Origin of the sequence: Nonomuraea sp. NPDC047529 (genome assembly GCF_040642995.1) — a bacterium.
Taxonomy (GTDB): Bacteria; Actinomycetota; Actinomycetes; order Streptosporangiales; family Streptosporangiaceae; genus Nonomuraea.
In genome coordinates, this window is the sequence record NZ_JBEYTJ010000021.1 from 1 (window position 1) to 12,294 (window position 12,294).

The 12,294-nt window shown below is 67.7% G+C and carries 11 protein-coding genes; 5 read left to right on the plus strand and 6 right to left on the minus strand.

Annotated elements, in window-relative coordinates:
• Positions 1 to 124 precede the first annotated feature (124 nt).
• The 3 genes from ABZ815_RS29305 to ABZ815_RS29315 all read left to right on the plus strand — a co-directional run bounded on the left by ABZ815_RS29305 (position 125) and on the right by ABZ815_RS29315 (position 2,788).
• Complete coding sequence (locus ABZ815_RS29305) at positions 125 to 652, plus strand: DUF5994 family protein (RefSeq protein ID WP_357703434.1); 528 nt, start codon at positions 125 to 127, stop codon at positions 650 to 652.
• Between the two features lie 119 nt (positions 653 to 771).
• Positions 772 to 1,095 carry an STAS domain-containing protein gene (locus ABZ815_RS29310; protein ID WP_357703436.1) on the plus strand — a complete coding sequence of 108 codons (324 nt, stop codon included), beginning with the start codon at positions 772 to 774 and terminating at the stop codon, positions 1,093 to 1,095.
• A 163-nt stretch (positions 1,096 to 1,258) separates the two neighbouring features.
• Complete coding sequence (locus ABZ815_RS29315; RefSeq protein WP_357703439.1) at positions 1,259 to 2,788, plus strand: PP2C family protein-serine/threonine phosphatase; 1,530 nt, start codon at positions 1,259 to 1,261, stop codon at positions 2,786 to 2,788.
• Positions 2,789 to 3,325: 537 nt separating this feature from the next.
• Here the strand turns inward: ABZ815_RS29315 and ABZ815_RS29320 are convergent.
• Complete coding sequence (locus ABZ815_RS29320; RefSeq protein ID WP_357703440.1) at positions 3,326 to 4,525, minus strand: serine hydrolase domain-containing protein; 1,200 nt, start codon at positions 4,523 to 4,525, stop codon at positions 3,326 to 3,328.
• A 238-nt stretch (positions 4,526 to 4,763) separates the two neighbouring features.
• On the opposite strand from ABZ815_RS29320, the gene ABZ815_RS29325 reads away from it, so the two are divergent.
• Both ABZ815_RS29325 and ABZ815_RS29330 read left to right on the plus strand, forming a co-directional pair.
• Complete coding sequence (locus ABZ815_RS29325; RefSeq protein ID WP_357703443.1) at positions 4,764 to 5,546, plus strand: helix-turn-helix domain-containing protein; 783 nt, start codon at positions 4,764 to 4,766, stop codon at positions 5,544 to 5,546.
• 1,081 nt (positions 5,547 to 6,627) lie between these two features.
• Positions 6,628 to 7,173, plus strand: coding sequence for a pyridoxamine 5'-phosphate oxidase family protein (locus ABZ815_RS29330; RefSeq protein WP_357703726.1), 546 nt, complete (start codon positions 6,628 to 6,630; stop codon positions 7,171 to 7,173).
• A gap of 299 nt (positions 7,174 to 7,472) precedes the next feature.
• Here the strand turns inward: ABZ815_RS29330 and mctP are convergent, their stop codons facing one another.
• The 5 genes from mctP to ABZ815_RS29355 form a co-directional block, all read right to left on the minus strand.
• Entirely contained in the window at positions 7,473 to 9,233 is a 1,761-nt protein-coding gene (gene mctP, locus ABZ815_RS29335; protein ID WP_357703445.1) for a monocarboxylate uptake permease MctP, read from the minus strand.
• Positions 9,119 to 9,559: a DUF3311 domain-containing protein gene (locus ABZ815_RS29340; RefSeq protein ID WP_357703447.1), complete on the minus strand. Its 441-nt coding sequence runs from the start codon at positions 9,557 to 9,559 to the stop codon at positions 9,119 to 9,121. The genes mctP and ABZ815_RS29340 overlap by 115 nt, the downstream gene beginning before the upstream one ends.
• Entirely contained in the window at positions 9,550 to 9,735 is a 186-nt protein-coding gene (locus ABZ815_RS29345; RefSeq protein ID WP_189648231.1) for a YbdD/YjiX family protein, read from the minus strand. Before ABZ815_RS29345 ends, ABZ815_RS29340 begins: the two co-directional genes overlap by 10 nt.
• Positions 9,732 to 11,909: a carbon starvation CstA family protein gene (locus ABZ815_RS29350; RefSeq protein WP_357703450.1), complete on the minus strand. Its 2,178-nt coding sequence runs from the start codon at positions 11,907 to 11,909 to the stop codon at positions 9,732 to 9,734. Before ABZ815_RS29350 ends, ABZ815_RS29345 begins: the two co-directional genes overlap by 4 nt.
• Before the next feature lie 92 nt (positions 11,910 to 12,001).
• Positions 12,002 to 12,256 (minus strand): DUF3311 domain-containing protein, encoded by a 255-nt coding sequence (locus ABZ815_RS29355; protein ID WP_189648233.1) that lies wholly within the window; start codon positions 12,254 to 12,256, stop codon positions 12,002 to 12,004.
• Between the last annotated feature and the right edge of the window lie 38 nt (positions 12,257 to 12,294).

The window sequence follows — 12,294 nt, forward strand, 5'->3', positions numbered from 1 at the left end:
ACTCAGGTCTGCGTCGCCCCCGGCGAACCACCACCGGCCCCTTCGAAGGGGCCCGGATAGGTCAGCCACCATGACGCCGACACTTCTTTCTCAGCCCGCACCGCTCAGCCCCACTTCGTCTGCGATGCCTCGGGTCGATTCCGCGCTACGGCTCAGTCTCCACCCGGTGCCGAATCGGCGATCGGTGGTGGACGGGGCCTGGTGGCCCTACTCCAGTGACGCCGCCGCGGAGTTGCCCGGTCTCATCGCCGCCGTCGACCGGCTGCTTGATCGGGTCACGCTCCGCGTCAGCGTGCAGTGCGATGCGTGGCAGAACATCCCGCGCCGCATCCCGGCCCGCGGGCGGCAGATCCGCGTCGGCTGGTTCCGCCACACCGACCCGCGCATGATCACTTTCAGCTTCGCGTCCGGCGAGCCGGTCGTCCTGCTGATCATCCCGTCAGGAACCGCCGCCGGCGCCGCCGAGGCCGTGCTCAAGCTCACCGCCCAGGACACCGCCGGCTTGACGGCCGACGCCATTCTCACTCTGGCGCACCTGCCGGCGGGCCCCGGTCCGCGTGCGTCGGCCGGCTCAGCCTGCTGGGAGAACGAGGGCGGGTCGGTCAACGGGCGGAAGGCGGCCTCGTTCACGGCACGACCAGTCCCGGCGTGACCCGCGTGCCGCCTGCCGGCCGGATTGAGCGGCCCAGGCATCGCCCGTTGTCCGGCGGCGGGCCGATCTCCGGCCGGCAGGCATCTCATCGCGTTCCAGCTTCTCCACAGGAGACTTCCATGACCGTCATCGACACCGCCCCATTCGGCGAGGCGGGCGCCTCGGCGCAGACCCTCGTGCACCTGGCGGGGGACATCGACATCTTCACCACGGCTCAGCTGCGCAGGCGGCTGATCAACACTCTCGCCCACAGCACCGACCTGCTCGTCCTGGACCTGTCCCAGGTGACCTTCTGCGGCGCCGGCGGGCTGGGCGTGCTGGTCGGCGCTCAAGGCCGGGCCCGGTCACTGGGCATCACGCTCGCCCTGACCGGCGTTCCGCCGCGCATGACCCGGCTGCTGCACATCACCGGCCTGGGCCACCGATTCCCGATCATCGCATGACCGGCATACCACCCACCCGCGAGCTCACCCCGGCCGGCTATGACGGCAGTTCGCCGTTCCCTCGGCCTGCGACACCGGCGCGGGCCGGTATCACCCCGGTGACACTGACCGCCGCAATCGTGATCGCGCCGTTCTCTGCACTGGGCGCCGGACCCTGGCCGGCGTGGGGAATCGGCGTCAGCCCACCGACCTGCTGCTGGCCGTCGTCTTCTACGTCGTGACCGGGCTGGGGGTGACGGTCGGGCCCGCCGCCACGACCCGCTCCATCGACCTGTGGCCGACAAGCACACGCTGCGCACCAGCACCCCGCCCCAGGGCGGACCTGACAGACGTTAGCCCTGGTCAGCACGTTGGGGAGAAGCTCGTACAGGTGGGAAGAGAAACTAGTGCAAGGGGAAGGGCCTCCAGGGAAGGCATCGCGGTGACCGGTGATGGCGAGCAGCTGCTGGGCGGCTCGCTGAGCGCCAGCCAACTCTCCTCGCTGGAGGATCTGCCAGCCCTGGTCGCCGAGTACGGACGGTCGGCGGGCTTCTCCCAGACCATGGTCTACGTAGCCGACCTGCAGCAGCAGGTGCTGGTCCCGCTGACCGGGCAGCGTGATGTGTTCGGCGAGCCGCTCGAACCGATCCGGATCGACGCCACCACGGCAGGACGTGCCTTCCGCAACATGGAGATCGTCGAGGCCCGCCACGTGCTGGATCCCGCCGCGCCCGAGACCGCGCCGACGTCACCGGCGGGTGATGGGCCGCAGCGCCTGTGGGTGCCGTTGCTGAGCGACACCGAGCGGGTCGGCGTCCTGGGAGTGACCGTGGCGCAGGGGTCGGAGAGCGTGGGGTTGCTGGCCGGCCGACTGGCCTCCCTCATCTCGCTGCTGGTGATCAGCAAACGCCCGCACAGCGACTCCTATGCGCGCCTGGTACGCGCTCGGCCGATGACGCTGTCGGCCGAGGTGTTGTGGAACCTGCTCCCGCCGCGAGCCTTTGCCGATGACGACGTGGTGGTCAGCGCCGCGCTGGAACCTGCCTACGAGGTGGGCGGCGACGCTTACGACTACGCGATCGACAGCGGCACACTGCGCGTGTCGATCTTCGACGCGATGGGACACGACACCGCGGCCGGCCTGACCGCCACCATCGCCATGGGGGCCGGTCGCACCAGCCGCCGCCAAGGCAAGGACCTGCCCGCGACGAGCGAGGCGATCGACGCGGCGATCGACGAGCAGTTCATCGACCGCTTCGCCACAGGCGTCCTGGCCGATCTGGACCTGCGGACCGGTTGGCTGAGCTGGGTCAACCGAGGGCACCACCCGCCCTTGGTGATCCGCAAAAGCCAGCAGGTCGCCACCCTGGACAGCGTGCCCGATCCGCCGATGGGCATCTGCCTGAGCCTGTCCACCGGACTGCTGCGCTACCAGTTGGAACCCGGGGACCGGCTGCTCTTCTACACCGACGGCGTCATCGAGGCTGAGAGCCCGGACGGGCAACCCTTCGGGCTGGAGCGCTTCATCGACTTCATCGTCCGTCACGAGGCCGACGGCACCTCCGCCCCGGAAACACTCCGCCGGCTGATCCACAGCATCCTGCAGCACCAGCACGGCCGACTCCAGGACGACGCCACCGTGCTGATGGTCGAGTGGCGCACCGGGCGGCAACAGCAACTCGTCCTGGGAAAGACCAGGGTGCCGGGACCGTAGGACGCGACAACATGGGCACCGAGCCGCTGCACGCCGACGATCAGGTGGCCAGATCGACATCGGTGAGACCGACGTCCGTCAGGAGCCTCTAGAAGCGGTTGCGCACGCAGGAACTCACTCCAGCTTGGTCCCTCACGTCGCGGCGCCGGGTCGATACCGGCCTGCTTCAAGATGAGCCACACGGTGGAGGCCCTTACCCGGTAGCCCAGAGCGGCGAGTTCCCCTGCGATCCGCCGGTAACCCCATGGCGGATTCTCCCGGGTCAGACGAAGGTTCGCCGATCTGGATGTTGCCGTGCGCGGTGCCGGCGTGAATGCCGCCGAGGGCATGGTCGATGACGGATTGTGCGGCTGGTACGGCTGAGCGGGACCTGGATGGCGGCTGCCTCTGCGCCGTCCGGTCTGCGGGACGATAAGCCGGCAGCCGCCCGCCATCAGATCCTGGGCCCTCACAGTTGGGGGCAAGGCATGACCTGCGAGGCCTGAAGTGGACGTTCGCGCAGGGTTTCACCTCCCGCTCAGAGGGGTGTCAGCGGGATCAGGGGGCGCAGAATTCGGCTTCGAGGACGTTGGTGAAGGCGGCGATGGGGTTGTTCCAGTCGCCGTTGACGTTCTGGACGAGCATGCGTGTGGCGTCGCGGGTGCCGTAGGCGTATGACCACGAACCCTGTAGTGCGCCGCCCATGCCCCAGACCGTTGTGCCGCAGGACAGTTTCACCGACGACATGCCGAGGCCGTAGGTGGTGTTGGGTATCCACTTTCCGTCGGGGACCGGATTGGTGGCGAACATCTGGCGCTGCTGGGCCTGCGGCAGGAGCCGGCCCTTGAGCAGCGCGGTGAAGAACCGGTCGAGGTCGGCGGCGGTGGAGATGATGTTGCCGGCCGCCCAGCCGGCGGAGGGGTTCAGCTCGGTCACGTCGTAGATCGTGGGCTTCGGCTCCTGGGAGTACAGCGTGGAGTAGTGCCGGGCGTGGGGTCCGCGGATCCGCACTTCCTCGCCTCCGGGTACGTGGGTGCCGGTCAGGCCGAGTGGGCGGATGATCCGCTGTGAGACCTGTTCGGCGTAGGTCTTGCCGGTCGCCTTCTCGACGATCATGGCGGCGAGGACGTAGCCGGTGTTGGTGTAGGTCCAGTCCTGGCCTGGCTTGAAGTCGGGTGCGTTGGCCGTGCCGATCTTCACCAGTTGCTGGGGCTGGTAACGGTCATAGCGGTGTTTGAGGAAGCCAGGGCCGGCGAGGCGGGTCAGCATCTGCTTGTCGTTGAGGTGGTTGAACAGGCCGCTGGTCATGTTGAGCAGCTGCTTGATGGTGATGCGGTGGCCGTCGTTGCCGTTGCCGCGCACCAGGCCGGGCAGCCATTTTTCCACCGTGTCGTCCAGGCTGAGCTTGCCTTCGGCCGCCAGTTGCAGCACGACGGTGGCGGTGAAGGTCTTGGTGATGCTGCCGATGCGGAAGCGTTCCTGCGGCAGGCGCTTGCGACCGGTTCGGGTATCGGCCACGCCCGCCGTACCGAACCACTGGTCATCGCCCTCGCGGACCGTCGCGAGGATGCCGGGAAGGCCGGTTTCGGTCACGGCCCGATCGAGCGCCTGCTGCACTCCGGGGTGGTCGGAGGTGGGGCCTGAGCCGGCCGCGGCTGCGGGTGCGGCCATGGCAGCGCCCGCAACCGCGGCGGTGAGCAGACCGACGCTCGCCCAGGTCGTGCGCGAGCGGGACGGCTTGGGGCCAATGGTGGTCATCTCAACTCCTTGTGGGGGCGAGTACGCGAGTTCTCGCCTTGCGGATGACGGACACGCTATATCGCGTTCGCTATTCATTCAATGTGAAAGCTCTTCGCTTTGAATGAAGCTCCAGGTAGAAGCCGATGATTTCTTGCAATGGGGTCATAGTTAATGCACAATACTGGCGTCTTTGCAATGAGGTTCGAGTTAATGCATACTGTGCGGCGACACCGCGGCAGCGAAGGGAGCCACAGGTATGCCGGGAGACAGGCTGACCTACCAGGATCGCCGGGACATCGCCGCCGGCTTGGCCGCAGGATTCACCTACTCCGTGATCGCCAGGGGCCTGCAACGCCCGGCCTCGACCGTCACCCGCGAGATCATGCGCAACGGAGGGCCTGTCGGCTACCGGGCCGACCAGGCCCATCAGGCCACCAAGCGGCGTGCCCGGCGGCGTACATCGGCACCGCCGACACCGTCCCCGGCGCCACCAGCCACCGCCACGCATGGACGGGCCGCCGAAGCTGTGCAAGATTTCCGGGAGCGCTTCGCCGCCGTGCTGGGCAGGGCCGGGATCCCGTCGATGATGAGCAGAGTGCTGGCCTGTCTGTACGCCACCGACACCGGCAGCCTCACCTCAGCCGAGCTGGTCCAGCAACTGCGGGTCAGTCCAGCCTCGATCTCCAAGGCCATCGGCTACCTCGAAAAACGAGAACTGATCCAGCGGGAACGCGCCCCTCAGCGAGGGCGCGAACGCTACATCGTCGACGACGAGGCCTGGTATCAGGCAGTGCTGGACAGCGCCCGCGTGAACGCCGAACTGGCCGACATCGCCGAGCAGGGAGCCAAGGCCCTTGGCGCCACCACGCCCGGCGGCGCCCGCCTGCAGGACGTGAGCCAGTTCCTCGGACACGTCAACCACGACATCGTCCACTCAGCCAACCACTGGCGGCGGCAGATCCGCATCCGCCGCACGACAGACGGCGTCAGCGACGGCAGTGCCCGGGCACGCCCGGCATCCAGCGTGGCCTCGTCGTAGAGGTCCGGGCCCGGGCCCCGGCCTGCCGGTGCATGTGGCCCAGGTAGGTCGATGTGCGACGAGGCCACTCTCGGGGAACACGACACGCCATCGCTTGGCGGACACATCCCGTGTACGTGGCGATGCACCACGACACTGGGCGTACCTGCACGCACCTGCACCGATGTCCGGACCTGCTTGAATGACAAGCTGAGTATTCCGATGCGGAGTCCGGCGCGGGCGTCCGTGTGGCCTGGTCGCAGCGGGCCGCTGGTGGCTGAGCATTCGGCCCGGGCCGAGATCAGACCGAAATCACTTCACGAACTTTTAATCCGTAGGTTCCGGGTTCGAGCCCCGGGCGCCCTACCACTCCATACCCCATCTGACCTGGGCTTTCTCGATTCTCGGCTCGTCTCCGAGAGGTGAGAATGGCCGAGATCATGCTCGTCACATGCTCTTCGGCACGGGTTCGGCATGTCAGTGGGCTGTGTCCAGGGATGGAATGCCCGCTTCGCGTAGGCGGCTGCCGGGCGGCCTGGCCCCGATGGGTAAAGCCGGACCCGCCAGGCATTCAAGGCAAGGGGTGCGATGCAAGGGGCGCGCGGCAGGCCGCGCCCGACTTACCCTCAGGCCCGTCCAGGGGCTCGCAAAGCCGCTCTCGGCCGAGATCATCCGGCTGGTCGGCGCGGTGCTGGTCGAGCAGACCGACGAATGGACCGAGGCTCGCCGCTACATGGGCCTGATGTGCTTGCCAAGGCCCGCGTCCGGTTCCTCGCGAGTGACACACCAGCCCCGAACTCACTCCCGCAGGCACTTACCGCCTAACCCGCAGAAACAGGATCACGCGAAGGCTGATCCATGCACCACCTCCATGGACGTGACCGGCCGGTGGACCAGCAGTGGTGTGCGGTGTCGAGGTGGAGGGCCTTGGCACGAGCGGTCGGCAGCGCCGCACTTCCTGGTCATTGACTCACACAGCCGGAGTGGATGGTGCGGGGTGAGGCATCCGTCGGGACTCGCGAAGAGCTCGATCTGTGTCAGAAGCCGGGCTTGGGCGCCGGGTTGCGTAGGCTTCGTCACAAGAAGGCGAAAGGAGTTCCACATGACGGCGAAGCAGCCCAGGACTGAGCTCGATGCTCGCTACAGCTCGGCGTTGAACCCGCGCCCGGGCGCGGAGAACGTCACCGCCACCGAGTGGGCCGAGGCCCAGCGCCGGCTACGGGCCGCCGAGATCTTCTGGATCACCACGGTCAGGGCGGACGGCCGGCTGCACGTCACGCCGCTGATCGCCGCCTGGCACGACGGGGCGCTGCACTTCAGCACCGGGCGGGACGAGCAGAAGGCGAAGAACCTGGCCGGCAACGCCCACTGCGCACTCACCACAGGGCACAACTCTCTTTCCGAAGGTCTCGACATCGTGATCGAGGGCATGGCGGAGCGGGTGACGGATCCGGCGCGGCAGGATGAGGTCATCGCCGCGTTCGAGGCGCAGTACGGGGACCACATCACCTCGCATGAGGGGACCTTCTACGGCTTCGGCGACAGCATCCGCAAGGGCGACGACCTGCTGTTCGCGGTGGCACCCGGCACGGCGTACAGCTTCGGGCACGACAGCCAGGTGTTCAGCCACACCCGCTACACCTTCTAGCCTGCGCACAAGGAAGCCTCTGTTCGCCAGGGGAAGGCATGCCGCGGGAAGGGCCCTTCCATCGGATCGATCCTCATTTGCACCCTCTGGTCTGGCTGGTCCTCCCCACGAACCATGCGCAGCGCAGCACGCCAGATCACGTCTGTCCGCCTCGCCGCCAAGTACCGATACGACCAGAGGCCTCGCTAGATTCGCGACCTCCTGCCACGACCGAAGGAGCCGCTGCGCCTCGGCGACGTCATCGCCCGGGCTCCCATGGGCGCTCCGCGCCCCCATGATCCTGTTCCCGCCAGCCGGAATCACCGGATGAGTTCCCGGAGGGGTTCGACGCGCGGATCGTCGATATCCGCATGGTAGTCGTCGGCCGAGGTCTCATCGCGGCCCGCCGGCCGTTTCGCCACACGGAACGCGAGGGTGGCGGCCACGCTCACGGCCGCGTTCAGCACGCAAGCGGTCAGGGCGACGTAGCCGAGACGGCCGCCGCCGATGACCGGGATCTCCGCGAGCGATCCGCCGAAGTGCCTGCCGGTTCCGGGGTTGACGATGCCGTAGGCGGTAACGGTGCCGTACACCATGCCGGACGCCCAGCCGGCGAGCAGCGCACCGGGGTGGAACCAGCGGGTGTAGAGCCCGACCACGATCGCCGGGAAGGTCTGCAGGATCCAGATTCCGCCGAGGAGCTGGAAGTCCAGCGCGAACTTCCTGTCGAGGAACAACACGAAGGCCAGCGCTCCGAACTTGACGAAGAGGGAGGCCGCCTTGGAGACGCGCAGCTCGTCTTGGGAACTCGCGTCCGGCCTGATGAACTCGCGATAGACGTTACGGCTGACGAGGTTGGCGGCGGCGATGGACATGATCGCGGCGGGTACGAGAGCGCTGATGGCTATGGTGGCCAGGGCGATGCCGGTGAGCCAGCTCGGGAACAGGTCCGCGAAGAGCCGCGGGATCACGAGTTGGGGGTTGGGCTGACCGTCCATGCCGACAGGGCGCGTACCGGCCGCGATCGCGAAGAAGCCGAGCAGCGCGAACAGGCCGAGAACCAGCGTGAAGGCCGGCAGGAGTGCGGCGCCGCGGCGCACGACGTCGCGGCTTCTGGTCGCGAGCACGGTGGTGACCGTGTGCGGATACACCACCAGGGCCATCGCCGACCCGAGAGCCAGCGTGGCGTACGGCCAGAAGCCGCTCGCTCCCGGGATGAAGACCCCAGTGGGGCGCCCGGTCTTCGGATCGGGCGCGGCCATCCTCTCCTGGGCCGAGGCGAAGATCGTCTCAAGGCCGCCCAGCCGTGGGAGCAGGACGACGAACGCGGCGGTCACGACGAGGAACAGCAGAAAGGCCTTCAGGACGGCGATGAACGCGGGCGCCCGGAGCCCGCTGACGTAGGTGAAGGCTGCCAGGACGGTGAAGGCGACGGCGAGAGGCAGGTCGTTGACGAGAGGGTTGCTGCTCCCCAGGCCGAGCACCTCGAACACGGCCTGGATCCCCACCAACTGCAGCGCGATGTAGGGCAGGGTGGCCAGCAGTCCGGTAAGGGCCACCGCGAGCGTGAGCCCTCTGCTCCGGTAGCGGCCGCGCACGAAGTCGGCGGGAGTGACATAGCCGTGACGATGGGCCACTGACCACAGACGTGGCATGACTGTGAAGATCAACGGATACACGATGATGGTGTAGGGGACGGCGAAGAAGCCGCTCACCGCGCCCGAGGCGAACATCGCCGCCGGTATCGCGATGAAGGTGTAGGCCGTGTAGATGTTGCCGCCCAGGAGCAGCCACGAGGTGAGGGTGCCGAAGCCCCGGTCGGCCAGCCCCCACTGGTCCAGCGCGTTCACGGTGCCCGTGATGTGGCGGCCTTTCCTGCCCTGGACCGCGGCGAACCCCGTGACCGTGACGATCAGGAAGAAGATCACGAGGATCGTGAGAGCGGTCCAGTCGATGCTATCTCGGTTCATCGGCTTCTCTCTCCGGGGCCGGCGGGCCGATGCGCGCCGGTTCGAGCCTGGCGGGTGGGGGTCGTGTGAAGGTAGGCGCACCAGGTGAGGCTGGAGGACAGGAAAATCCACAGGAACTGGTACCAGTAGAAGAACGGGAGGCCGAACAGCCGTGGCTCAGCACCCGCATAACCTTCGATCCAGAGCAGCGCCGGGAAGGGCAGCCACAGCGCCCCGATGCTCAGCTTCGCCCAGGGCCCGGAGGTCCTGTGTCTGACCGGCCGGGCCGGCGGTGACGATGGGGTTGCCACGTCGTCTCCTGAAGTGTCGTCGTCTCCCCCGAGGTGAGGACAGGACGCCGGCCCCTCCCACCCGCTCGCCCGAGAGTGGTGGGCGGGCAGGTGGGAGGGGGCCGGCGGGGATAGCGGATCAGGTGACGGATCCCGCCTCAGCAGCACCGGATGCCGGGACTCTTCTCCCGAAGGTCGGATCGGTGCCGCTCGAACTCCCGCCGTGACAGCGGCGGCGAGTGCGGATGGGATCGGTGCTGGGCGAGGTACCGGTCGTATTCACCGGAACCCGTGAGTTCGCGCAGGTACCAGCGGGCGAAGCGCAGCAGTGAAACCACGGTCATGATCGCTGGCCGTCCGCTCCGTTGTTCCCCGCACCCACCTCGGCCAGCTCGCGCCGTTCCGCCGCGGTGGCGAATAACCCCGCAGGTGCCACGATGCTGGATTCGACATAGGGCGCCTCTGCCATCGGCAGGGGGTCACGGGACCGTAGGGCGCGCCGGCACACGACCACGGCGTTGCCGACGACGATGATGACCAGCAGCGCGAACATCGCCGCCAGCACGCCGTCGACGGTGGAGTTGACGACGACCGCCTGCATGTCGTCGAGGTTCTTGGCGGGCGCGATCACCTTCCCCACGGCCAGCGCGTCGGCGTACTTTTCCCGCTGGGCGAAGAAGCCGATCTTGGGGTCATCGTGGAAGACCTTCTGCCAGCTGGCGGTCATCGTCACCGCCAAGTCCCAGGCCAGCGGTACGCCGGTGACCCACGCCCACTTGAGCTTGCCCGACTTGATCAGGATCGTGGTGCCGAGGGTCAGCGCGATGGCGATCAGGAGCTGGTTGGAGAGGCCGAACAGCGGGTAGAGCTGGTTGATGCCGCCCAGCGGGTTGGTGACGCCGGTGTACAGGAAGTAGCCCCAGGCCAGCACGACCGCGGCGCTGGCGCCCCACAGGCCGGGCTTCCAGCTCACCCGCCCGATCGGCTTCCACAGGTTGCCGAGGGAGTCCTGAAGCATGAAGCGGGCGGCGCGGGTGCCGGCGTCCACGGTGGTCAGGATGAACAGCGCCTCGAACATGATCGCGAAGTGGTACCAGAACGCCTTGAACGCGGCGCCGCCAAAGATCCCGGACAGGATCTCAGAGATGCCCATCGCGAGGGTGGGGGCACCGCCGGTGCGGGCGATCACGGTCTGCTCCTGAACCGCCGCCGCGGCGGCGCGCAGGTCATCCGGGGTGATGACGAAGCCCAGTTTCGCCACGGCGGCGGCGGCGCTTTCCGGCGAGGTGCCGAGCAGACCAGCGGGAGCGTTCATCGCGTAGTAGAGACCGGGTTCGAGCGCGCACGCGGCGATCAGCGCCATGATGGCGACGAACGACTCCATGAGCATCGCGCCGTAGCCGATCAGCCGGACCTGCGACTCCTTCTGGATCATCTTCGGCGTGGTGCCGGAGGCGATGAGCGAGTGGAAGCCCGACATCGCGCCGCAGGTGATGGTGATGAACAGGAACGGGAACAGCGACCCGGCGAAGACCGGCCCGGTGCCGCTGAGCGCGAACGTGGTGATCGCCTCGTTCTGCAAGTGCGGCGCCGCGATGACCACGCCGACCGCGAGCAGCCCGATCGTGCCGATCTTCATGAACGTCGACAGGTAGTCGCGCGGCGTCAGCAGCATCCACACCGGCAGGACGGAGGCCAGGAACCCGTAGACCACCAGGCAGATGACCAGCGTCTGCGGGCTCAGCGTGAAGGCGTCGGCCCAGGCCGAGTTCTGGACCCAGCCGCCGCCCGCGATGGCCAGCAGCAGCAGCACGACCCCGATCACCGTGGTCTCCATGACCTGCCCCGGCCGCAGAACGCGCTGGTAGAAGCCCATGAAAAGGGCGATGGGGATGGTCATCGCGATGGAGAAGGTACCCCACGGCGAGTGTGCGAGCGCGTTCACCACCACCAGGGAGAGCACCGCGAGCAAGATGATCATGATGGCGAACACCGCGACCAGCGCGGCGGTCCCGCCCACCGGGCCGATCTCCTCGCGCACCATCTGGCCCAGGCTCTTGCCGTCACGGCGCATCGAGAAGAACAGGGTGACCATGTCCTGGACCGCCCCGGCCACGATGACCCCGACGATAATCCATATGGTCCCCGGCAGATATCCCATCTGCGCGGCGAGGACCGGGCCCACCAGCGGCCCGGCACCGGCGATGGCGGCGAAGTGGTGGCCGAACAGCACCCGCCGGTCGGTCGGATGGTAGTCGACCCCGTTGTCCAGCCGTTCCGCGGGAGTCGCGCGACGGTCGTCGATGCCGAGCACCCGGCGGGCGATGAACCGGGAGTAGAACCGATAGGCGATCGCGTACGAACCGAGGGCGGCGGCCACCAGCCAGATCGCCGAGATCTCCTCTCCTTGTGACAGGGCGACGACCCCCCAGGCGACCGCACCTACCAGGGCGACTGCCGTCCATATGAGGATCGACTTGGGGGTTGGTCTTGATTTCGCGGTGCCGTTTTCGGGCATGGCTGATTCTCCTGAACTCAGGGCATGGCAGAGCAGCCGGTACTACGAGGGAAAAATCGCCCGGAGATCCGAACGAGGTGATGTGGTCGGTGTTACCGGCGACGCCGGTCGTAGGTGAGATGACGATCGCGAGGCGGGCGATCCGCGCCACGTCTCAGGACGTAGGCAACGGCCATGAACACCACGCTCCCTGGCACCCAGATGAGCTGGTACCAGAAGAAGAACCTCATTCCGGCCAGATGTGGCGCGTCGTAGGAATACCAGGGCACCCACAGGAGTGCCACGATGGGCAGGACCAGACAGATACCGGCCGCGAAACGTCGCGCCCGCCGCGTCGGCTTCACCATCGTCGTCCTCCGGAATGTTCCCGCGTTCTTGTTGCAAG